The 21117-nt window shown below is 71.7% G+C and carries 25 protein-coding genes; 15 read left to right on the top strand and 10 right to left on the bottom strand.

All coding sequences use genetic code 11. The features are described from left to right. The first annotated feature begins 20 nt into the window (after window positions 1–20). A complete protein-coding gene (locus ACWEGE_RS09125) occupies window positions 21–1427 on the top strand; it encodes a bis-aminopropyl spermidine synthase family protein (protein WP_449659914.1) in 1407 nt (468 codons plus the stop codon). 52 nt (window positions 1428–1479) lie between these two features. Here the strand turns inward: ACWEGE_RS09125 and ACWEGE_RS09120 are convergent, their stop codons facing one another. Next, entirely contained in the window at window positions 1480–2661 is a 1182-nt protein-coding gene (locus tag ACWEGE_RS09120; RefSeq protein ID WP_449659913.1) for an NAD(P)-dependent malic enzyme, read from the bottom strand. Window positions 2662–3019: 358 nt separating this feature from the next. On the opposite strand from ACWEGE_RS09120, the gene rfbC reads away from it, so the two are divergent. From rfbC to ACWEGE_RS09100, 4 genes are all read left to right on the top strand, one after another. Continuing rightward, a complete protein-coding gene (rfbC, locus tag ACWEGE_RS09115) occupies window positions 3020–3625 on the top strand; it encodes a dTDP-4-dehydrorhamnose 3,5-epimerase (protein WP_449659912.1) in 606 nt (201 codons plus the stop codon). 60 nt (window positions 3626–3685) lie between these two features. After that, complete coding sequence (locus tag ACWEGE_RS09110) at window positions 3686–4105, top strand: SRPBCC family protein (protein ID WP_449659911.1); 420 nt, start codon at window positions 3686–3688, stop codon at window positions 4103–4105. Next, window positions 4102–4536 (top strand): MarR family winged helix-turn-helix transcriptional regulator, encoded by a 435-nt coding sequence (locus tag ACWEGE_RS09105; protein ID WP_449659910.1) that lies wholly within the window; start codon window positions 4102–4104, stop codon window positions 4534–4536. Before ACWEGE_RS09110 ends, ACWEGE_RS09105 begins: the two co-directional genes overlap by 4 nt. A gap of 69 nt (window positions 4537–4605) precedes the next feature. Next, window positions 4606–5265 carry a hypothetical protein gene (locus ACWEGE_RS09100; RefSeq protein ID WP_449659909.1) on the top strand — a complete coding sequence of 220 codons (660 nt, stop codon included), beginning with the start codon at window positions 4606–4608 and terminating at the stop codon, window positions 5263–5265. Here ACWEGE_RS09100 and ACWEGE_RS09095 read toward each other — a convergent pair. Then, window positions 5262–5735 (bottom strand): hotdog fold domain-containing protein, encoded by a 474-nt coding sequence (locus ACWEGE_RS09095; RefSeq protein WP_449659908.1) that lies wholly within the window; start codon window positions 5733–5735, stop codon window positions 5262–5264. The two genes, ACWEGE_RS09100 and ACWEGE_RS09095, sit on opposite strands and share 4 nt — an antisense overlap. 83 nt (window positions 5736–5818) lie before the next feature. Here ACWEGE_RS09095 and ACWEGE_RS09090 point away from each other — a divergent pair, with 83 nt between their 5' ends. Beyond that, window positions 5819–6406 (top strand): acid phosphatase, encoded by a 588-nt coding sequence (locus ACWEGE_RS09090; protein ID WP_449659907.1) that lies wholly within the window; start codon window positions 5819–5821, stop codon window positions 6404–6406. A 1-nt stretch (window position 6407) separates the two neighbouring features. Continuing rightward, a complete protein-coding gene (locus ACWEGE_RS09085) occupies window positions 6408–6890 on the top strand; it encodes an N-acetyltransferase family protein (protein WP_449659906.1) in 483 nt (160 codons plus the stop codon). On the opposite strand, the gene ACWEGE_RS09080 is transcribed toward ACWEGE_RS09085, so the two are convergent. Then, a complete protein-coding gene (locus tag ACWEGE_RS09080; RefSeq protein WP_449659905.1) occupies window positions 6887–7357 on the bottom strand; it encodes a hypothetical protein in 471 nt (156 codons plus the stop codon). The genes ACWEGE_RS09085 and ACWEGE_RS09080 overlap by 4 nt on opposite strands. 324 nt (window positions 7358–7681) lie before the next feature. Here ACWEGE_RS09080 and ACWEGE_RS09075 point away from each other — a divergent pair, with 324 nt between their 5' ends. Together ACWEGE_RS09075 and ACWEGE_RS09070 are read left to right on the top strand one after the other, a co-directional pair. Continuing rightward, the gene (locus ACWEGE_RS09075; RefSeq protein ID WP_449660265.1) at window positions 7682–8668 is read left to right on the top strand and encodes a diacylglycerol/lipid kinase family protein; all 987 of its coding nucleotides are present in this window, start codon (window positions 7682–7684) and stop codon (window positions 8666–8668) included. A 274-nt stretch (window positions 8669–8942) separates the two neighbouring features. Continuing rightward, the gene (locus tag ACWEGE_RS09070; protein ID WP_043777259.1) at window positions 8943–9197 is read left to right on the top strand and encodes a WhiB family transcriptional regulator; all 255 of its coding nucleotides are present in this window, start codon (window positions 8943–8945) and stop codon (window positions 9195–9197) included. A gap of 432 nt (window positions 9198–9629) precedes the next feature. Here the strand turns inward: ACWEGE_RS09070 and ACWEGE_RS09065 are convergent, their stop codons facing one another. Next, window positions 9630–11150: a sensor histidine kinase gene (locus ACWEGE_RS09065; RefSeq protein WP_449659904.1), complete on the bottom strand. Its 1521-nt coding sequence runs from the start codon at window positions 11148–11150 to the stop codon at window positions 9630–9632. Between the two features lie 74 nt (window positions 11151–11224). On the opposite strand from ACWEGE_RS09065, the gene ACWEGE_RS09060 reads away from it, so the two are divergent. Further along, entirely contained in the window at window positions 11225–11299 is a 75-nt protein-coding gene (locus ACWEGE_RS09060; protein WP_098515123.1) for a 50S ribosomal protein bL37, read from the top strand. Between the two features lie 62 nt (window positions 11300–11361). On the opposite strand, the gene rsrA is transcribed toward ACWEGE_RS09060, so the two are convergent. Then, window positions 11362–11682, bottom strand: coding sequence for a mycothiol system anti-sigma-R factor (gene rsrA / locus ACWEGE_RS09055; protein ID WP_003059781.1), 321 nt, complete (start codon window positions 11680–11682; stop codon window positions 11362–11364). Further along, entirely contained in the window at window positions 11679–12302 is a 624-nt protein-coding gene (locus ACWEGE_RS09050) for a sigma-70 family RNA polymerase sigma factor (protein ID WP_364275426.1), read from the bottom strand. Before ACWEGE_RS09050 ends, rsrA begins: the two co-directional genes overlap by 4 nt. A gap of 192 nt (window positions 12303–12494) precedes the next feature. On the opposite strand from ACWEGE_RS09050, the gene ybaK reads away from it, so the two are divergent. Continuing rightward, entirely contained in the window at window positions 12495–12971 is a 477-nt protein-coding gene (ybaK, locus tag ACWEGE_RS09045; protein ID WP_449659903.1) for a Cys-tRNA(Pro) deacylase, read from the top strand. Window positions 12972–13498: 527 nt separating this feature from the next. Here ybaK and ACWEGE_RS09040 read toward each other — a convergent pair. Together ACWEGE_RS09040 and ACWEGE_RS09035 are read right to left on the bottom strand one after the other, a co-directional pair. After that, window positions 13499–14107 carry an alpha/beta hydrolase family protein gene (locus ACWEGE_RS09040; protein WP_449659902.1) on the bottom strand — a complete coding sequence of 203 codons (609 nt, stop codon included), beginning with the start codon at window positions 14105–14107 and terminating at the stop codon, window positions 13499–13501. Beyond that, window positions 14104–14862, bottom strand: a complete 759-nt coding sequence (locus ACWEGE_RS09035) for an SOS response-associated peptidase (RefSeq protein WP_449659901.1) — start codon at window positions 14860–14862, stop codon at window positions 14104–14106. Before ACWEGE_RS09035 ends, ACWEGE_RS09040 begins: the two co-directional genes overlap by 4 nt. Window positions 14863–14968: 106 nt before the next feature. Between ACWEGE_RS09035 and rsgA the strand changes: the two genes are divergently transcribed. From rsgA to ACWEGE_RS09020, 3 genes are all read left to right on the top strand, one after another. Beyond that, on the top strand, window positions 14969–15991 hold the full coding sequence (gene rsgA, locus ACWEGE_RS09030) for a ribosome small subunit-dependent GTPase A (RefSeq protein ID WP_449659900.1): 1023 nt from the start codon (window positions 14969–14971) through the stop codon (window positions 15989–15991). Between the two features lie 103 nt (window positions 15992–16094). Further along, complete coding sequence (locus ACWEGE_RS09025) at window positions 16095–16979, top strand: hypothetical protein (protein WP_449659899.1); 885 nt, start codon at window positions 16095–16097, stop codon at window positions 16977–16979. A 69-nt stretch (window positions 16980–17048) separates the two neighbouring features. Then, window positions 17049–17786 carry a hypothetical protein gene (locus ACWEGE_RS09020; RefSeq protein ID WP_449659898.1) on the top strand — a complete coding sequence of 246 codons (738 nt, stop codon included), beginning with the start codon at window positions 17049–17051 and terminating at the stop codon, window positions 17784–17786. A 639-nt stretch (window positions 17787–18425) separates the two neighbouring features. Here the strand turns inward: ACWEGE_RS09020 and ACWEGE_RS09015 are convergent. Together ACWEGE_RS09015 and ACWEGE_RS09010 are read right to left on the bottom strand one after the other, a co-directional pair. Beyond that, window positions 18426–18917: a DUF6912 family protein gene (locus ACWEGE_RS09015; RefSeq protein ID WP_449659897.1), complete on the bottom strand. Its 492-nt coding sequence runs from the start codon at window positions 18915–18917 to the stop codon at window positions 18426–18428. Then, window positions 18914–20320: a WS/DGAT/MGAT family O-acyltransferase gene (locus ACWEGE_RS09010; protein WP_449659896.1), complete on the bottom strand. Its 1407-nt coding sequence runs from the start codon at window positions 20318–20320 to the stop codon at window positions 18914–18916. The genes ACWEGE_RS09015 and ACWEGE_RS09010 overlap by 4 nt, the downstream gene beginning before the upstream one ends. A 34-nt stretch (window positions 20321–20354) precedes the next feature. On the opposite strand from ACWEGE_RS09010, the gene ACWEGE_RS09005 reads away from it, so the two are divergent. Further along, entirely contained in the window at window positions 20355–21116 is a 762-nt protein-coding gene (locus ACWEGE_RS09005) for a TrmH family RNA methyltransferase (RefSeq protein WP_449659895.1), read from the top strand. Window position 21117: the final 1 nt, after the last annotated feature.

The raw sequence follows: 21117 nt of genomic DNA, 5'->3' as shown, positions 1-21117 counted from the left end.
GGTGACTAGGGTTGAGGCCCGTGAAGGCCCTCGACGACATCCTCGCCGCGCACGGCGTCGGCGTCCGCCCGCTGTACCGCGTCCTCGACCTGCTGCGCACCGGCGACCACGACCTCGGCGAGCTGGTGCGGCTGAGCACGGCGCCCCGGCGCAGCGTGGAGGCCGTCCTCGCCGCCCTCGGCGACGACCTGGACCGCAGTGGCGACCGCCTGCGCATCGCCCCCGGCGTCGCGGCGTCGTACCTGCAGTACCGCGCGCCGCGCTTCGCCGACCCGCTCGACGAAGCCGTCGCGACGCACGAGCTGCTGCCGAAGGTCGCCGAGTGGGTGGCCGAGGTGCCCTCGCCGCTGGCCGCGCTCGACCACGTGCAGGCCACGCCCGAGACCGTGCTGCGCCGCGCGCTCTGGCTGGACGCCCAGTACGACCTCACCTCCGCGCGGCTGCTGTTCCTCGGCGACCACGACCTGACGTCCCTGGCGGTACGCGCGGTCTGCCCGTCGGCGGCGCTGACCGTCGTCGACCTGGACGAGCGCGTGCTCGCCTACCTGGACGACCGCGGCGAACGCGGGATCGCGACGGCCCACACGGACCTGCGCGTCGGCCTCCCGCCCGCCTTCGCGGGCCGGTTCGACCTCGTGTTCAGCGATCCGCCGTACACGCCCGAAGGCATGGGGCTGTTCGCGGCGCGCGGGGTGCAGGCGCTGCGGGAGCCGAGCGAGGGACGGCTGCTGCTGGCGTACGGCTACAGCCCGCGGCACCCGGCGCTGGGCGCGCAGGTGCAGCGGTCGCTGGCGACCCTCGGGCTGACGTTCGAGGCGATCCTGCCGGGCTTCAACCGCTACTTCGGCGCGCAGGCGATCGGCAGCGCGGCGGACCTGTACGTCTGCCAGCCGACGGCGAAAGCCAAGAAGATGCGCAGCGGCAAGGCGATCTACACGCACGGGCCGCAGTCGGTGGAGGCGGCAGGCACGAAACCGGCGCTGCTGGAAAAGCTCAAGGAGATCGCGGGCGCGGGCGGCCTGGCGCTGGAGTCGCGGCCGGTGGACTGGTCGATCTCCGGCCCCGAGGGGGACGCGGTGGCGATGGACCTCTCGGCCGACCCGGGCCCGTGGCTGCTGCGGACGCTGCTGGGCACGAACGCCCGGCGCCTGGCCCTGCTCGTGCCGAACGCGCACCCGGACCTGGCCGACCAGACGTCCCAGGAGGCGCTCGCGTCACTCGTCCAGGGGAAGTACGCGCTGCGGTACCTGCGGAGCACGCCGGACAACCGGCACGCGGTGGTGGTCGCGGAGGCGGTGGCGCACCAGGACGAGGTCCTCACCCGGGCCCACGCCCGCCTGGCGAACGTCTCCCTCGACGTCCCGGCCGACCTGGTGGACCTGCGCCTGGTCGACGTCCCCCGCCACCGCCTGGCGGAACTGCTCTGAACCCGCCGAAGGCGGCCCTCCCAGCAGGAAGGGCCGCCTTCGCGAACCGGGCTCAGTCGGTGACGCCGTCGGCTTCGGCCGCTTTCGCCACCGCGGCCGCGACCTCCGGGGCCACCCGCGGGTCGAGCGGCGACGGGACGATCCGGTCCGGGCCCAGGTCGTCCATCGCCACCGAGACGATCGCCTCGGCCGCCGCCAGCTTCATGTTCTCCGTGATCGCCCGCGCGCCCGAGTCGAGCGCACCGCGGAAGACGCCCGGGAACGCCAGCACGTTGTTGATCTGGTTCGGGAAGTCGCTGCGCCCGGTGGCCACGATCGACGCGTACCGCGCGGCCACCTCCGGGTGAACTTCCGGGTCCGGGTTGGACAGCGCGAACACGATGCCGCCGCCCGCCATGCGGCCCAGCAGCGACTCGTCGATCGTCGCGCCCGACAGGCCCAGGAACACGTCCGCGCCTTCCAGCGCCTCGGCCAGCCCGCCGCGCAGGCCGGCCTTGTTCGTCGTCGCGGCCAGCCGCTCCTTGACCGGGTTCAAGCCCTCGCGGCCGGCGTGGATGATGCCGCGGGAGTCGAGCACCGTGACGTCGCCGATGCCGGCCTCCTGGAGGATCTTCGCGCAGGCCACGCCCGCCGCGCCGGCGCCGGAGACGACCACGCGCTGGTCGGCGATCGCCCGGTCGAGGACCAGGTTGGCGCCGCGCAGCGCGGCCAGCGTCACGATCGCCGTGCCGTGCTGGTCGTCGTGCATGACCGGGCAGTCCAGCGCTTCCTTGAGCTTGTCCTCCAGCTCGAAGCACCGCGGCGCGGAGACGTCCTCCAGGTTGACCGCACCGAACGACGGCCGCAGCCGGACCAGCGTCTCGACGATCTCGTCGACGTCGGTCGTGTCCAGCACGAGCGGGATCGAGTCGAGCCCCCCGAAGGTCTTGAAGAGCACCGACTTGCCCTCCATGACCGGCAGCGACGCGCTGGCGCCGATGTCGCCGAGGCCGAGCACCGCCGTCCCGTCGCTCACCACGACGACCAGCCTGTCCGCCCACGTGTAGCGCTTGGCCTTGGCCGCGTCCTCGGCGATCGCTCGGCTCACCTTCGCCACACCAGGGGTGTACGCGATCGAAAGGTCACGCGGGCTGGAAATCGGGCGGGTGGCCGCCACCGAGAGCTTGCCGCCCTCGTGCCCGGTGAAGATCTCTTCGTCGGTGACCGGCGCAACACCGCCGGTGGGGTCGGTCATGGGGTTTCCTGTCGTCGTTTCCGTCATTCCCCCAGTGGGAATGACGGAACTCGCGGTTCGGACTTGGCTCACTGGAATTTCTCCTGGGCATGCGGCTGGGACCACGGCTTGCAGGGGAAACCGTGGGGGATCCCGGCACGGCAGCCCAGCGCGGTAGCGCCGGCCTGTCGGCGAGGCGTCACGTCGGCCATCGGTGCCGTGGGTCTGGCGATGGCCGCGGACGCGGCGGTTCGTTCATTGTGACAGGTCCCCCGCCGCCGGTGACCCCTCGGTGCGGTTCATGTCACACCGGCGCCGAATTTCCCGGCAATTCCCAAGACGTCCGTCCGGTTTTGTTGGCGCCCGATAAGGTGATGACATGCAATTCCGCCGGCTGAGCGTCCCGGACGCCTACGAGTTCTCGCCCCGGGCGTTCCCCGACGACCGGGGCCTGTTCGTCGCCCCCTTCCAGGAGGAAGCCTTCCGCGAAGCCGTCGGCCACCCGCTGCGGCTCGGCCAGTCGAACCACAGCGTGTCCCGGCGCGGCACCATCCGCGGCATCCACTTCGCCGACACCCCGCCCGGCCAGGCCAAGTACGTCTACTGCCCGCGCGGCTCGCTGCTCGACGTCGTCGTCGACATCCGCGTCGGGTCGCCGACCTTCGGCCAGTGGGACGCAGTCGTGCTCGACTCGCGCGAGTTCCGCGCCATGTACCTCGCCGAAGGCCTCGGCCACGGCTTCGTCGCCCTCGAGGACGACACCGTGATGACCTACTTCTGCTCCGAGCCGTACAACCCGGCGGGCGAGCACGGCATCACCCCGCTGGACCCCGCGCTGGACCTGCCGTGGCCCGCGGACATCGAGCAGGTCCTGTCCGGCAAGGACCGCACCGCGCCGACCCTGGCCGAGGCCGAGCAACAGGGCCTGCTCCCGGTGTACGCCGACTGCGTCGCCTACTACGACAAGCTGCGCTCGGCCGGCTGACCACCACTCCGGCCTCCGGGCCGCTTGCGCATTTAATAAGCGCGCATATAGTCTGCTCGCATGGCACTTTACGAGTACGAGCACAGCGAGACCGCCACCGCCCCGGCCACCGCGATCTGGCCGCTCTGGGCCGACACCGGCCGCTGGCCGGAGTGGGACGACGGCGTCCGGTCGGTGGTCCTCGACGGCCCCTTCGCGGTCGGGACGGGCGGCACGATGACGATGGACGGCATGCCGCCGATCCCGTTCACCCTGACCGAGGTCACCGAGGGCCGGAGCTTCACCGACGAGACCCGGCTGCCGGACGCGTTCCTGCGGTTCGAGCACGTCCTGACCGAGGTCGACGGCGGCACGCGGATCACCTACCGCGTCACCGTCGACGGCCCCGAGGGCTTCGGCCCGCAGGTCACCGAAGACACGCCGGACGCGATGCGCGCGCTGGCCCGCCTCGCCGAAGCTGAGGCAAGCTCACGCGTATGACCGCCCCGGAGTCCCGCCTGCCCGGCCCCGAGCGCAGCCCCGGCTTCCTGCTGTGGCGCGTGACACTGGCCTGGCAGCGGGCGATGCGGGCCGCACTGGCCCCGCACGACCTCACGCACGTCCAGTTCGTGCTGCTGACGACGACGTGGTGGCTCACCCGCGCGGGCGAGCCGCCCACCCAGCGGCAGCTCGCCGACCAGGCGGGCACCGACACGATGATGACCAGCCAGGTCGTCCGCAAGCTCGCCGACCGCGGCCTGCTCGCCCGCGCCGACGACCCGGCCGACGCCCGCGCGAAGCGCCTGGAAGTCACCCCGGCCGGCCTCGAACTGGTCGCGAAGGCGCTGAAGGACGTCGAAGCCGCGGACGCCGAATTCTTCGCGGCCACCGACGACGGCTTCGTCGACGCACTGGCCCGGCTCGGCCCCTGACGAATCCCGGGGCCTCCCTGGGGACGATCCCGGATGTCCGGGACGCGCGGACCGAGCAGGCTCACCGCCATGAAACTTCTCGCTCTGGGGGCGGCCGCGGCCGCACTGGCCCTGCTGCCGGGCACCGCGTCCGCGGACGAACTCCCGACGTTCGACTTCACCGACTGCCCGGCACCGCCCGCGAACGCCGACCCGGGCACGTGGCGCTGCGAAGCCTTTGTCTCCGAAGGAAAGCTGACGATCGGCGGCCAGGAGGTCCCGCTCGGGGAAATGCGGCTGACGTTCAGCGAAGGCCGCGTGAACGGCCAGTACGCGCAGGTGTTCGGCGCGCTGCGGCACGAGCCGGTGCGCGTGCCCGGCCTGGCCGGCACGACGCTCCAGCTGCGCTACGGCGGCTACTCGGACTTCCAGGGCAACGACGAACGCCGCGGCGAGCTGGACCTCTACGCGGTGCTGCGGCACCCGCTGCTGCGCCAGGGATGCAGCATCGGAACGGCGGCCGCGCCGCTGCACTCGGTGGTCCACGACGACCCGGCGCTGCCGCCGACGGTGCTGTCGAAGAACCCGCCGACCTTCCACTTCGGCGTCGTCGACCCGGATCTCGCGCTCCCGGCGACGCAGGGCTGCGGCCCGCTCGGCAAGCTCGTCGACCGGAAGCTGGGCCTGCCGTCACCGGCTGGGCAGAACACGTTCCACCAGACGACGTACGTGCAGTACAAGCAGCTCTAACGCTTCTTCGGCGTCACCCAGATGGTGATCGTCCCGGTGACCACGGGCTTGCCGTGCTGGTCCGAAATGGTCACCGGGACCTCGAGGTCGAAGCCGTCGTCGCCGAACTCCGGCAGCTCCGGCAGCGCGGCGACCGCGCGCAGGCCCGTCTCGGCCTTGGCGACGTACTGGACGTTCATGCCCTTCGGCAGCCAGCGGTGCGTGGTGGGGACGGTCGCCTCGGCGAGCATGCCCATCGCGATCTCGGCGAGGTTGCAGGCGGCGATGGCGTGGAACGTGCCGATGTGGTTGTGGACACCCCACCACTTCGGCGCGGTCACCTCGCAGTGGCCGGGCCGCAGCTCGCGCACCGAGGGCAGCACCGTGCGGAAGTACGGCACCCGCAGGCACATCGCGGCACTGAACAGCTGTTTTCCGCCCGGTTTCCCGGCCAGCCGGTGCCACATCGCGAACGTCGGCGTCTCGGGCATGGGCGCCTCCTCGAACTAAGCTACTGTTCAGTAGCTAAGCAGACGGCCAGCCGCCGCGCAAACGGCCGGGTATGTTCGGCCGCGTGGCGAACCGTCTCTTCCTCCTCCGGCACGGGCAGACCGAATGGTCGCTGAACGGGCGGCACACCGGCCGCACGGACATCCCGCTGACGCCGGCGGGCGAAGGCCAGGCGCGCGCCGCGGGCGGCACCCTCCGCAGCCTGGTGGGCGGCCCGTCGCTGGTGCTCTCAAGCCCGCGCGCCCGGGCCCTGCGCACGGCCGCGCTGGCCGGGCTGCGCGTCGACGAAGTCACCGAGGACCTGGCCGAATGGGACTACGGCGACTACGAGGGCGTCACCACGCCGAAGATCCGAGAGACCGTGCCGGGCTGGACGGTGTGGACCCACCCGATCCCCGGCGGCGAAAGCGCTTCGGAGGTTTCCGCCCGCGCGGATCGCGTGCTGGAGCGCGCCCGGCAGGCCTGCGAGGCCGGCGACGTGATCCTGGTGGGACACGGGCACTTCAGCCGCGTGCTGGTGGCCCGCTGGCTCGGCCTGCCCGCCACCGCCGGCGTCCACTTCGGACTCGACGCGGCCGGCATCGCGGTGCTCGGCGACGAGCGCGGCGAACCCCAGATCGAACACCTCAACCTGCTGCCCGCGGAGGACTGACGTGCCCGACGACCGCATCCGCCGGATCCGCCCCGAAGACGTCGAAGCGGCCGTCGGCCTGGCCCACGAGCTGGCGGACTACGAGCGCGCGCCGGACGAGTGCCACCTGACGCCGGCGCAGCTGCACGAAGCGCTGTTCGGCGCGGAGCCGAAGCTGTTCGGGCACGTGGCCGAAGTGGACGGCGAGGTCGTCGGCTTCGCGGTCTGGTTCCTCAACTTCTCGACCTGGCGCGGGGTGCACGGGATCTACCTGGAGGACCTGTACGTCCGGGAGTCCCAGCGCGGTTCGGGCCTGGGCAAGGCCCTGCTGGCGGCCTTGGCGGCCGAGTGCGTCGCGAACGGCTACGCGCGGCTCGAGTGGTCGGTGCTGGACTGGAACCCCGCGACGGAGTTCTACAAGGCACTGGGCGCGGTCCCGATGGACGAGTGGACGGTCAACCGCCTCACCGACGGGCCCCTGACGGCCTTGGCCGCCCAGGCCTAGTCCTCTTCGTGGCCCTCGCGCTCGGCGCGGCGGCCGGCGAGTCCGCCGCGTTCGGCCGCCTCCGTCTCCGTCTCGCCCTCGCGCAGGCCCAGTGCCCAGGCCCGTGACGGCCGCCGGAACAGCAGGACCAGGGCCACGATGCCGAGCAGCGCGATCGGGACGCCCCACAGCGGCTCGCCGGACGGGCCGAGGAGGTACCAGCCGAGCCCGATCACGATCAGCGCGATCACCACGCCCGGCGAACGCGCCCACGTCTGCCCGAGGACCAGCCCCGCCGACGCGGCCAGGAACGCCAGCGCCACCACGATGAACGTGCCCGACTCGACGAAGACGTTGTTGCCCGGCTGCGCGGGCGCGCCCAGGCCGTTCACCAGCACGACCGCCCCGAACACCAGCAGGGCGAGCGACGGAACCGCGGTGACCACGCCGGCCAGCCGGACCTCACGGGGAGCGGGCGAGAGCTTCACTGCGGCGGCCTTCCGGGGATCTCGGCGGGGTCCTTTGCGGGAGCACAGCGAGCTCGACCAGGGCGAGTCACCGTGCGTGAGGCTCCTGCGATCGTATGCCACCCGGTCGGCCGTTTTCGCGGGGCCGCCCGCGCGTCGAAAATCAAGATGTCGTCGATGAGCGGGCGGTCGGCCCGGGTGCACTTGTCACGACGAGCGGACACTCGCACGTGAAGGAGGACCGCCCGGCACAGGGTCTCGCAGGTGCTGTTCCCCGGGGTTGCGCCCGTCACCATGCGGCGCCGGAAGGTTCTCGGGCCGCCGGAAGTCACTTACTCTGCGGTAATGCGCGCAATCCTCGTCGTGAACCCCCAGGCCACCTCGACCACCGCGGGTGGCCGGGACGTGCTGGCGCACGCGCTCGCCAGCCAGGTCAAGCTGGACGTGGTCGAGACGGACTACCGCGGCCACGCGATGGCCGTCGCGCGCTCGGCGGCGCGGGACGGCATCGACCTGGTGGTGGCGCACGGCGGTGACGGCACGGTCAACGAGGTCGTCAACGGCCTGCTGGCGGATTCCGTGCCATCCGGGGCCGCGCCCCGGGCCGGGGGCTCCGCCACCCGGACCCCCCGAAGCGGTGGTGGCGATCCCTCCGAAATCGGCCAGATCCCCGCGCTCGGCGTGGTGCCCGGCGGCTCGGCCAACGTCTTCGCGCGCGCCCTCGGCATCTCCGCGGACTCCTTCGAGGCCACCCACCAGCTGCTCAACGCGCTGGAGAACGACCGCTCGCGCCGGGTCGGGCTCGGCCTGGCCGACGGCCACTGGTTCACCTTCAACGCCGGCCTGGGCTGGGACGCCGACGTCGTCGGCCGGGTCGCCAAGCGCCGCGGCAAGCAGACCACCGCCGGGCTCTACCTGCGGGCCGCCATCCGCTCCTACTTCCGGCCGCCGCTGGGCCGGCCGCCCCTCACGATCCGCATCCCGGGCGAGGAACCCGCCGAGGCGTTGACCGCTTTCGTGTCGAACACCGATCCGTGGAGCTACCTGGGCGAGCGCGCCATCCACCTCAACCCGGGTTGCTCGTTCGAGACGGGATTGGGTTTGTTCGCGCTGAACGGTCTGGGGTTGCCCACCGTGTTCAAGCATGTACGCCAAGCTTTGGCTACGAAGAGCAACCAGCGCGGCCGGCGTCTCGTGCGTCACGATGACCTGCCGATGATCCGCATCGACGCAGCTGAACCGGTAAACTTCCAGGTGGACGGCGACCTCGTCGGCCAGCGGACTCGGGTGGAATTCTTCAGTGTCCCGAATGCACTCACGGTAATCGTGTGACGACGGGACCGCTGATCGCCTGCGGATAAGTGCAGGATGCCGTTCGTCGACGGAGAAGCTCCACTCAGCGCATCAGCCTTCCCTTCCGGCGGCTGTTTCAGAGAGAAACCGCAGGTCAGAGGGGTCGCTCGGCCGGGTGACCTGACTCACCGATGTTGCGGAAACCCTTGTCGAAAGCGGTGCTTCGTGAAAGCATTCACAAGCACCCAAGAACACGACCGCCATTGACGACTGTGGCGCGGCCCTCCCGCGCCATATGAAGGAGCTCACGAACATGGACTGGCGCCACGACGCGGCCTGCCGAGACGAGGACCCCGAGCTGTTCTTCCCGGTGGGAACCAGCGGTCCTGCTCTGTCGCAGGTTGCTCAGGCGAAGGCCGTGTGCCACCGCTGCCCCTCCGCTTCCGACTGCCTGGCCTGGGCTCTGGCCAGCGGCCAGGACGCGGGCGTGTGGGGCGGTATGAGCGAGGACGAGCGACGCGCTCTCAAGCGCCGCCGTACGCACATCGGCACGCGTACCAACGCCTGAGTTTCTCGAGATCCACCCAAGCCGAACAGGAATTTCACCCGGCGGGCATTCGTCGTGCCCACGCCGTCTGGGGTGATACCTACCCGGCTTGAGCTTAACAACCGAGGCGAAACCACCTGGCGACGGGTGCGGTGAAACCTCACCGGGACTTCAAGTCCTCCCGCGAAGCGCTGAACGGCCCGGCACCACGCACCTGGTGCCGGGCCTTCATCGTGTCGCCCCTCCAATCACGCGAGATACCTCCCCAATCACGCGAGATGCCCCACCAATCACGCGAGTCACGCGCCCAATCACGCGAGTTCCGCCTCCAAGCACGCGAGATCCGTGCGCACTTGACGCGCCGCCGGGCCTAACCCGTGCGCAAACGGGCAGCACCTGTGATTGAGCGGGCATCAAGCGTGATTGCACGGGCATCACGCTGAACGGGAGCTGTCAGAGGCGGCGGGACAGCGGGATGCGCAGCGCGGCTTCCGTCCCCGAAACGCGGGTCGACGACGTCTCCGCCCGCACCTTCCGCAGCGACAGCGAGCCCCGCAGCTCGGACTCCACCAGCGTCCGCACGATCTGCAGCCCCAGCCCGTCCGACCGCTCCAGCGAGAACCCCGACGGGAGCCCCCGCCCGTTGTCGCGGATCACGACGTCCAGCCACCGCGCCGAGCGCTCCACGATCAGCTCGACCTTGCCCGGCCGGCCCGCCGGGAAGGCGTGCTCGATCGCGTTCTGCACCAGCTCGGCCAGCACCATCACCAGCGGCGTCGCGATCTCCGCGACCACCACCCCGAACGAGCCCTTCCGCGACAGCCCGACCTGCGACTCCGCCGTGGCGACCTCGCCGACCATCGGCAGCACGTTGTCGAGCAGCTTGTCGAGGTCGACGCGCTCGTCCACCGAGATCGACAGCGCCTCGTGCACCAGCGCGATCGACGTCACCCGGCGCACGGACTCCGCCAGGGCGAGCCGCGCCTCCTCCGACGACGTCCGGCGCGACTGCAGCCGCAGCAGCGCGGCCACCGTCTGCAGGTTGTTCTTCACCCGGTGGTGGATCTCACGGATCGTCGCGTCCTTCGACAGCAACGCCCGGTCCCGCCGCTTCACCTCGGTGACGTCGCGGACGAGCACCAACGCGCCCGCCGCCTGGCCGGCCGGCCGCAGCGGCAGCGCACGGAACAGCACCACGGCGCCGCGTCGCGAATCGGCCTCCGTGCGGCTCGACGGCTTCCCGTCGAGGGCCTCGATGATCCGGTGGGACACCTCGGTCGCGTCGAACGGGTCGCGGATCAGCGAGCGCGTCAGCGGCGCCAGCCGCGTGCCGACCAGGTCGGACTCGTGCCCCATCCGGTGGTACGCGGACAACCCGTTCGGGCTGGCGAACACGACCGTGCCGCTCGAGTCGAGGCGGATCAGGCCGTCCCCGACCCGCGGGGACGTGTGCGTGTCGGTCGCGTTGGTCCCGTTCGGCGGGAACGTGCCGTCCACGATCATCTGGCACAGGTCGCCGGCGCTGCCCAGGTACGCGATCTCCAACGGCGAGGGCACCCGCGGCGCGGCCAGGTTCGTCTCCCGGCTCAGCACGGCGATGACCTCGTCGTGGAACCGCACCGGGATCGCCTCGCGCCGCATCGGCAGGTCGCGGTACCAGTGCGGGTCCTCCTCGCGGCAGATCCGCACCTCGCGCATGGCCTTCGCCAGCTGCGGGTGCTCCTGGACGGTGAACCGCGTGCCGACGACGTCCTCGGGGTGCGCGGTGGGCGCCGTCGTCGGCCGAGCGTGCGCGACGCAGACGAAGTCGCCGCCGTCCGGCTGCAGCTCCTCGCTCACCGGGACCCAGAGCAGGAAGTCCGCGAACGACAGGTCGGCCAGCAGCTGCCACTCCGCGACCACGGTCTGCAGGTGGTCCGCGGCCTCCCCGGGGAGGCCGGTGTTGTCGGCGAGCAGTTCGGCGAGCGTGGACACGCACCCCATCCAACCAGAGCCGGACGTCATGACACACTTGAGAGGTTGACCAGCTTTGACGACGAGGAGTGAGCATGTCGAAGCGCGCCCGCAAGCGTCGCGACCGGAAGAAGAACGGCGCGAACCACGGCAAGAAGCCCAACGCCTGAGCGTTCGGCATGACGAAGGCCCCCACACCGCGGTGTGGGGGCCTTCGTAGTGCTCGGGCGCGTTATTCGGAGCGCTGCTCGAGGGTGATCTCGGTGCGTTCCACGGTGACGCCACCGCGGGTGGCGACGGTCTGGCGGATCGACGCGCGCAGCCGGCTCTTCAGCTCGGCCGGGGCGTGGTCGCCGCCGCACTTGCGGGCGAGCAGCTGCTTGATGTGCTCGTCGATGCCGTACTCCTCGAGGCACGGCGGGCAGTCCTCGATGTGGGCGCGCAACGCGGCGTCCCGCTCGGGGCTGCACTCGCGGTCGAGCAGCAGGTAGATGTCGGCGAGCGCCTCTTCGCAGCGGACCTTGTCGGACGCGCCTTCGCACATGTCGTTCATCGCCCGGCCACCTCCTCCTGGGCACCCCGGATGAAACCGCGCTCCCGCGCCACGTCGGCGAGCAGGTCGCGCAGCTGGGCGCGGCCGCGGTGCAGGCGGGACATCACGGTGCCGATGGGCGTGTCCATGATCTCGGCGATCTCCTTGTACGCGAAGCCCTCGACGTCGGCCAGGTACACGGCCAGCCGGAACTCCTCGGGCAGCTTCTGCAGGGCGGCCTTGACGTCGGTGTCGGGCAGGTTGTCCATTGCCTCGACCTCGGCCGACCGGAGCCCGCTCGAGGTGTGGCTCTCCGCCTTGGCGATCTGCCAGTCGGTGATCTCCTCGGTGGGCGCCTGCACCGGCTGCCGCTGGCGCTTGCGGTAGCCGTTGATGTAGGTGTTGGTCAGGATGCGGTACATCCAGGCCTTGAGGTTGGTGCCGGCCTTGAAGGACGCGAAGGCCGCGTACGCCTTCAGGTAGGTCTCCTGGACCAGGTCCTCGGCATCGGCGGGGTTGCGGGTCATCCGCATCGCGGCCGAGTACAGCTGGTCGAGCAGCGGCATCGCGTCCCGCTCGAAGCGCTCGGCGCGCTCGGCCTCGGTCGCTTCTTCCGGCGCTGAGTTCTGCGTGCTCGGCAAACCGTTCCCTTCCCGCTCGGCGTCGATGCGCGTGCGCGCATACGGCGGACCCGAGTTTACGCGGGGACCGGGCACGCCGCGGGTCGCCGGTGCCTCGGGACGGCGGCGGCTGCGAGAGCGTGTGGTGGCGAGCGTTGTTGTCACGTCCCGTACAACCGATCGGGGTGATCGGGCATTCCCTAGACTTCCGCCATGGCTGGCAAGGGCACCCCCGCGACGGCGTTGCTGTCGAAGCAGAAAGTGGCGCACACGCTGCACGCTTACGACCACGACCCGCGCGCGGAATCGTACGGCCTGGAGGCGGTGGAGGCGCTGGGGCTGGACCGGGCGCGCGTGTTCAAGACGCTGGTCGCGGAGGTGGACGGCCGCCTGGTGGTGGGCGTGGTGCCGGTCACGGGCCAGCTGGACCTGAAGGCACTGGCGGCCGCGGCGGGCGGCAAGAAGGCGAAGATGGCCGACCCGGCGGCAGCCCAGCGGGCGACGGGGTACGTCCTGGGCGGGATCTCGCCGCTGGGCCACCGGAGCCGCCTGCCGGTGGTGATCGACGAGTCGGCTTCGAAGTTCGAGACGGTGTTCTGCTCGGCCGGCCGGCGTGGGCTGGAGGTGGAGCTGGCCCCGGCCGAGCTGATCCGGCTCACCGGCGCGGCCGTGGCACCGATCGCGGCCTGATCTGCGGGAATGCCGCCCCGAAGAGGATCCAGACTTCCCCCGCCCATCCCGGCAGGGTTCCGGCAAAGTCGTGGCGACAGCGGGGGTCTGCCGACCGGTGCCGGAAGGTGCAGCTGGCCTGGGCGGGTGGCAGGTCGCTTCAGCGGCAAGTAGACGAGTAGGTCGGTGCCCACCACCCCGAAGCCGGGATTGTGACTACGGCCGGCAGTGCCGCGTCAAGGCGGGAAAGCGTGCCTTGACCCGGCACTACCGGCCGTGTTCTGGCTTCGGATCGGGGCGGTGGGAGGGTCTGGGTGGAGTGCAGGTTGGCTGTCAGCGTCCCGTTCGGACCGCACCCGGAGATTTGCCCCTGCTGACCGGCGCCGCGATGGCACCGATCGCGGCCTGAGCTGCGGGAATGCCGCCACAAGAGGGTCCAGACATCCCCCGCCCATCCCGGGGGACGGCCCCTGTCCAGTCTATCGGCAGCAGGACCGCAAAAAGCCCCACAGCGAAATCTGTGGACAGCCGACCCCATTGTGGACAACTCAGGCCAGCGGCCTGAGCACCCGCGACAGCCACTCGGCCGCCGCCCGGGAGATCGACTCCAGGTCCTTGCCCAGGTTGTGGTCGCCGTCCACCAGGACCAGCTCTTGGTGCGGGCCCGGCTTCGGGCGGCCGAACGGGTCGCGCTCGCCCTGGATCACCAGCGTCGGCACCTCGACCGCGTCGAACTCCGGCTGGCGGGTCTTCTCCGGGCGGCCCGGTGGGTGCTCGGGGAACGCCAGGCACAGCACCGCCACCGCCTGGCCCGCCGACGCCGTCCGGCAGGCCACCCGTGCGCCCGATGACCGGCCGCCGAACACGAACGGCAGGTCGTCGAAGCGCTCCGCCAGCTCGTCCGCCACCGTCAGCCAGGCCGTGTCCAGCTGGTTCGCCGGGGCCGGGGCGCGACGGCCCGCCACCCGGTAGGGCTGCTCCACCAGCGCCACGTGCACGCCCGCCGCCTGCGCCGCGCGCGTCACCGCCACCAAGTCCTTCGCCCCGAGGCCGCCGCCCGCGCCGTGGCCGAGCATGAGCACCGCGTCGCCCTCCTCGGCGCAGTGCAGGTACACCCGTGCCGGGCCGTAGACGGTTTCGATCGGGATGGCCGTCATGACTTCGGCGCGTCGAACAGGGCGCCCTCGTGCGCCGGGTCGACCCGCTCCAGCAGCTCGGGTCCGTTGTTGCGGACGTTGTTCACCTTGCTCGAGACCGGCCGCAGCTCCAGCGACGCCACGATCTCCTCGGGCGTCGGCACCAGCAGGTCGGTGACGTCTTCGCGGTCCGGGTCCAGCCAGCCGTCCCAGTGGTCGCGCGGCACGATCAGCGGCATCCGGTGGTGGACGTCGGTGAGCTGGCCCGCCGCGTCGGTCGTGATGATCGAGAACGTGATCAGCGGCGACGCCTTGTCGTCGTCCTTCGGCCGCCAGCTCTCCCAGATCCCGCCGAACGCGATCGACGAGTCGTCCGGCGCCGTCATGTAGAACGGCTCCTTCTCCTTGCCCGTGCGGCGCCACTCGAACCAGCCGTCGGCCGGCACCAGGCAGCGGCGCGACACCAGCGCGCGGCGGAAGGCCGGCTTCTCGGCGGCCGTCTCGGCGCGCGTGTTGATCATCCGCGAGCCGACCGACGGGTCCTTCGCCCAGAACGGCACCAGGCCCCACTTCATCATCCGCAGCGAACGCTCGGCGGGCTCGTCCTCGAGGACCTGGCCGTCTTCGTCACGTGGGTGCCGCTGGACGACCGTGACCACGTTCTTCGTCGGCGCCACGTTGTGGTCGGCGCGCGCGTGGCCCTCGGTGAGGTCGATCGCGTCGAACTCCTCGATCAGCTTCGCCGGGTCCTTGGTAGCGGCGTAGCGGCCGCACATGAGCGCCTCCTAGTACCGGATGAGCCATCGTTACACGCTGGCCAGGGCCGTGGCGAGCGGCGTGGGATCATTCGGGTGGGGCACCGGCGCACGAGAGGACGAGGGTTTGGCGCGCAACGACTGGAGCAGGCTGGACGAGTCCGACGTCCGCGTGCGTCCGGGCAAGGGCAGCCGGCCCCGCAGCAAGCGCCGCCCCGAGCACGCCGACGCCGTCACGGCCATGGTCATCGGCAAGGACCGCGGCCGCTGGACCTGCGCGATCGACGCCGATCCGGCCCGGGTGATCACGGCGATGCGGGCCCGCGAGATGGGGCGGACCCCGGTGGTGGTCGGCGACCGCGTCGCGGTGGTCGGGGACGTCTCCGGCAAGCCGGACACCCTCGCGCGGATCGTCCGCGTCGACGACCGCACCAGCTCCCTGCTGCGCACGGCCGACGACACCGACCCGTACGAGCGGCTGGTCGTCGCGAACGCCGAGCGCCTGCTGATCGTCACCGCGCTGGCCGACCCGCCGCCGCGCACCGGCTTCATCGACCGCTGCCTCGTCGCCTGCTACGCGGGGGGCGTCGAGCCGGTCCTGTGCCTGACGAAGGCCGACCTGGCCAGCCCGGACGAGCTGCTGGCGGGCTACGCGGGGCTCGACATCCCGGTGATCGTCAGCCGGTACGACGAACAGCCCGAAGGCCTCGACGAGCTGCTGAAAGACCGCCTGACGGCGCTGGTCGGCCACTCCGGTGTCGGCAAGTCGACATTGGTCAACCGCCTGGTGCCGGACGCCGCGCTGGCCGTCGGCGTGGTGAGCGCGGTCGGCAAGGGGCGGCACACGTCCGTCGCGGCCGTGGCGCTGCCGCTGCCGGACGGCGGCTGGGTGATCGACACCCCCGGCGTGCGCTCGTTCGGGCTGGCCCACGTCACCGCGGACGACATCGTGGCCGCTTTCGAGGAGTTCGCCGAGGCCGCCGAGGAGTGCCCGTCCGGGTGCGGGCACCTGGGCGCCCCCGAGGACCCGGACTGCGCGCTCGACGACGTCGTCACCGAAGGGAAGGCGAGCCCCGAGCGGCTCGCTTCGCTGCGGCGTCTGCTGGCGTCGCGGGGCGGCCACGATGTGACTCGCGCCACCGATTCCTGAGGCAACGGGGAACCGATCGCGGATCGTCACCGTCGCAGTGGTAACCATTCGCCCGTTCGGACGATATGTCCAGCGGAAGATCCAAATCCTGAGGGGAACTACATTGCGCAAGACCACCCTGGTCGCGGCCGGCGCCGCGCTGGTTCTGACGCTGACCGCGTGCAGTGGCAACTCCGGCACCGCCGAGCCGGCCGCAGCGGGCGGGCAGACCCAGGCCGAGTCGAAGGGCCTCGCTTCGCCGTTCACCGACGCGGTCCAGCTGGCGTCGGCGTCCAAGCAGGGCACCGAGAAGTCCAAGTCGGCGAAGTTCACCATGGAGGGCTCGGCGGCCGGTCAGAAGCTGACCGCCAGCGGCGCGATCGCCATGGACGAGACGGACACCAAGTTCTCGATGACGAGCACGGCCGCCGGTCAGACGACCGAGATGCGCCTGGTCGACAAGGTGATGTACATCAAGCTGCCCGCCGAAGAGCAGAAGCAGGTGGGCACGGACAAGACGTGGGCCAAGATCTCGGCCGACGGCAACGACCCGCTCTCGCAGGCGATGAGCGGCGTGCTGTCGCAGTCGGCGGAGCAGAGCGACCCGAGCAAGATGCTCGACCAGGTCTCCAAGGCGGGCCGGATCATCTCGTCCGACCAGACCGAGCTGAACGGCCAGAAGGTCAACCACTACAAGGTGGAGCTCGACGTCGCCAAGGCGATCGACCAGTTCACCGGCCAGGTCCCGGCCGCGGCGCGCGACAAGCTCACCGACATGCTCAAGGGCAAGGACGTCAAGATCCCGGCCGAGCTGTGGCTGGACAAGGACAACCTGCCGGTGCAGGTCACCATGGACCAGGGCCCGATGATGCAGGCGCTGGGCGCGCCGGCCGGCGACGCGAAGATGACGATGAAGTACAGCGACTGGGGCACCCAGGTCGACGTGACCGCCCCGCCCGCCGACCAGGTCGTCGACCTCGGCGAGCTGCTGAAGAAGGCCGGTCGCTGACCGCACGACGCTGAGTAGCGGCGGCTCCCCCGAACGAGATCGGGGGAGCCGCTGTGTTTTTGTTGCGCCATGCGCAAAGCCGTCGTGGTGCTGCTGGCCGCCCTGCTCGCCGGCGCGTGTTCCGAGCCGCCCCGACGTCCGGCGTTCGAAGACGCGCGAGCCCTGGCGGACGCCGCCACGGCGGCCACGGCGAGCGGCGGCTCGGCGAAGTTCGGCACGGACGTCGCGGTCGGCTCGGTCCGGTCGAAGGGCCAGGGCCAGGCGCGGTTCGGCGCCGGCGGGACGGCCCAGGTGATGACGACGGACTTCCTCGGCGAGCCGGTGGAGCTGCGGCAGGTGGCCGGGAAGCTGTACGCGAAGGTGCCGCGCGACGAGGCGGGCAAGCCGTGGGTGGTGGTCGCGGCGGACGGTACGGACCCGTTTTCCCAGGTCCTCGGCACCGGCTTGACCCAGCTGGCCGCGCAGAACGACCCGGCGCACACACTGGGCGAGATCCGGACGGCGGGCACGATCGTCGCGGCCGAGCGCGGACAGCTGAGCGGCGCACCGGCCGAGCACTACCGCATCGACCTGGACCTGGCCCGGCTGGGCACGGACCTCCCGGCGGGACTGCCGGCGGACGCGGCGGCCCGAGTGGGCGGCAAGTTCCCGGTGGAGCTGTGGCTCGACGAGACGCACCGGCCGCTGCAGATCGTGCTGGACCTGTCGCCGATCCTGCCGGGTTCCGAGGCCCGCATCACGACGCGTTATTCGGACTGGGGAACTCCGGTGGACATCCAGCCGCCGCCGGCGGGCGAGGTGGGGTAGCCGGGCTTCGCGAGCGGCTCGCCTGGTTCGGTAGGTGGCCTGTGACCTCCTCGGGCGGGGTTGAAGCCGCCCTCTCACCGGAGCCAGAGCTCGCCCTCTCGCCGGTAGCCGGGGCCGGGGCCAGGGGCCAGGGGCCAGGGGCCAGGGCCAGGGCCAGGGCCAGGGCCAGGGCCAGGGGGCCGGGCCAGGGAGCCGGGCCAGGGAGCCGGGGGCCGGGCCAGGGGGCCGGGGGCCGGGGCGCGCCCTCTCGCCGCCAGCCGGGGCCGCTCGCTCACCAAAGCCGGGGCCCGCCCTCCCCGGGGGACCATCCCCAAGTCCATTCTACCGGCCCCCGCCGACAAAACCCCAGCTCAGAGCCGGTTGTCCACAGGCGGCCCCCATTGTGGACCGGTGACCCCGCAGCGGACAGCGCCACGTCGCGGCGGGCGACCCCGATGCGGCAGCGACCCGCCGCGGACGCCACCCCGCTGCAAAACGACCTCCGTCATGAACGCCACCCCGCAGCAGAAGACCCCCGCCGCGGATGCCACCCTCGCGCCACTCAGCGCCCCGCCGCAGACGCCACCCTCTCGCCGCTCAGCGACCCCGCGATGCAGACAGCGACCTGTCGTGGCGGGCGCCCCCCAATGCAGACAGCGATCAGAGCAGCTCAAGCAGGAACGGCAGCTCCTGCGGCGCGTACCACGCCAGCTCGTGGTCCTCGGCGTCCCCCAGCGTGAACTCCGCGTCGGGGTCCCCCAGGTCCGCCGCGTCGATCACCGCGGCCGCCGCGGCCACCGCCTCGGCCGCCTCCGGGGCGTCCACGTGGATCGCCGCCACCGCCGACATCGGGATCGGGCCGCCGATGCGGACCACCGGGGCGTCCAGGTCCGGCCGCAGCGTCACGCCCGCCACGTCCGCCGACACCACCACCCGCCGGGGCTCGCCCTTCTCCTCCGCCGCGATCAAGCGCAACGAAGCCCGGGCCGCGTCCAGCAGGGCCGCGTACTCCAGCTCCTCGTCCGACCCGCTCACGTACGCCTCGCGCAACGCCGGTGTCAGCGCGAACGCCGTTCCGCTGCGGGCGCGGAACTCCCCCGATGTCTCGAGGTCGCGAAGCATCGCGATGGTCGCAGGCAGATAGACCCTCACCAGTGCGCACCCTTCAGCTCTTCCAAGGACTCTTCGATCATCCCCGCCACCAGATCCACGTCGAACGCGGCCTTGCGGTCGCCGTTCAGTCCGAAGTAGACGCCGCCGTGGTAGGACGTCACCCCGATCGCCAGCGCCTGGGTGCGCATCAACGGCATCACCGGGAACATCTCGACCAGTTTGGCCTCTCCCGCGTACATCGGCACCTGGGGACCCGGTGAATTGGTCACCATGACGTTGAAGAAGCGCCCGGACAGCGACCCCGCCGCTCGCGCGCCGAGCGAATGGAGCGTAGCCGGGGCGAAGCCGCCCACCTTGAGCAGGCCGCGCGCGGCCACCGAACGGCCCGAATCGAGGTGCTCGGCCATCGCGTGGCCGATGTGCTGGAGCCGCAGGACCGGGTTCGGCTCCCCGACCGGCAGGTCCACCAGGTAGGCCGCCACCTGGTTGCCGACCAGGGCCGGCGTCGAATACTCCGCCGTCTCCGCGTCACGGACCGCCAGCGGCACCAGCGCGCGGATCGTCGTGTTCGGCGTCAGCTGCACCTCGCGCGAAAGGAGCCATTCGCGCAGCGCCCCGGTGATGGCCGCGAGGACGACGTCGTTGACCGTGCCGCCGTGCGCCGCGCGGATCTTGCGGAAGTCCTCCAGCCGCGTGCGGACCACCGAGAACACGCGGCCGCCCGAGACCCGGACGTTCAGCGGCCCGGGTGGTGCCGGGCTCACCAGCGTGCGCAGCGTCGAGGCCACGCCGCCGACGGTCTCGGCGAACTTGCCCGCCGCCGCGAACGCGTCGTTCGCCGCCGAGCGGACGTTCTCCACCACCTCGCCCGGCCGCTGGACGCCCTCGCTGATCGCGTCCAGCACCAGCTGGGTGCGGCTCGGCTCGCGGCGCGGGGTCCAGATGTCCTCGAACGGCTCCGGCTCGGCCGGCGCCGGGTCCAGGATGAGCTGGCCGAGGTCGATCGTGCCGACACCGTCCACAACGGACTGGTGGGTCTTCGTCACCAGCGCCACCCGGTCGCCGGCCAGGCCCTCGATGAAGTACGCCTCCCAGAGCGGCCGCTCCGGCGCCAGCCGGCGCGACATCAGGCGCGCGACCAGGTCGAACAGCTGCTCGTCGCTGCCCGGCTGGGGCAGCGCCGAGCGCCGGACGTGGTAGTTCAGGTCGAAGTCGACGTCGTCCACCCACACCGGCCGCGCCAGGTGGCCGGGCACCTCGAGCACGCGCTGCCGGTACCGCGGCAGGTACGCCAGCCGCCCGCCGATGAGGTCGACCAGCTGCGAGTAGCCGAACCCGGAGCGCGGCCGCTCGAAGATCGCCACACCGCCGACGTGCATCGGGGTCGCGTGGTCCTCGACGTAGAGGAACGAGGCGTCCAGCGCGGAAAGGCGGTCGGGCATGAGCCGATCCTTACACAGTGAAAGACTGCCCGGTGTGGGTGATGAGTCGACTATCTCGCCGAAGGACCGCTTCCTGACCGTGTACGGCCGGAAACCGGTGCTCGAAGCACTGGCTGACGACGGCCTGCGGGTGGACAAGGTGATCCTCGCCGACACCGCCCGCGGCCCCGGCGCGGCGGAGATCCAGCGGGCGGCCAAGGCCGCCGGCGTGCCGGTGCAGCGCGCCAGCGCCCACCGGGTCAAGGTGCTCGCCGGCAACGGCAAGCAGGACCAGGGCGTGCTCGCCGACGTCGTCGCCCCGCGGATGCGAGCGCTTTCCGCGGCGCTGGCCGACCGGCGGCCGCCGTCGCGGGTGCTGCTGCTGGACGGCATCACCACGCCCGCGAACGTCGGCATGATCCTGCGGACGGCGACCGCGGCCGGGCTGGACGGCGTGATCGTGCCCCGGCGCGGCGTCGCGGCGCTCGACCCGCTGGTGGTCAAGGCCTCGGCCGGGGTGGCGTTCCGCGCGCCGGTGCTGCGCTGCGGCTCGGCGCGCGAGGCCGCGGAGATGCTCACCGAAGCCGGCTACGGGCTCTACGCGCTGGGCGCGTCGGCTCGCGCGACGGTGTTCGACGTGGACCTGCCGCAGCGGGCGGCGTTCGTCCTCGGCGGCGAGACGGCCGGGGTCGGGGCGGACGTCGGCGAGCTCGTCACGGAATGGCTGTCGATCCCGATGCCGGGCGAGGTCGAGTCGCTGAACGTCTCGGCCGCCGCCGCGGTGCTGTCGTTCGAGCTGGTCCGCCGCGCGCGCTGAC

The organism is Amycolatopsis sp. NPDC004747, assembly GCF_053601335.1.
Note: the sequence above shows the minus strand (reverse complement) of the source record. Positions and strands in the feature narration are given on the sequence as shown.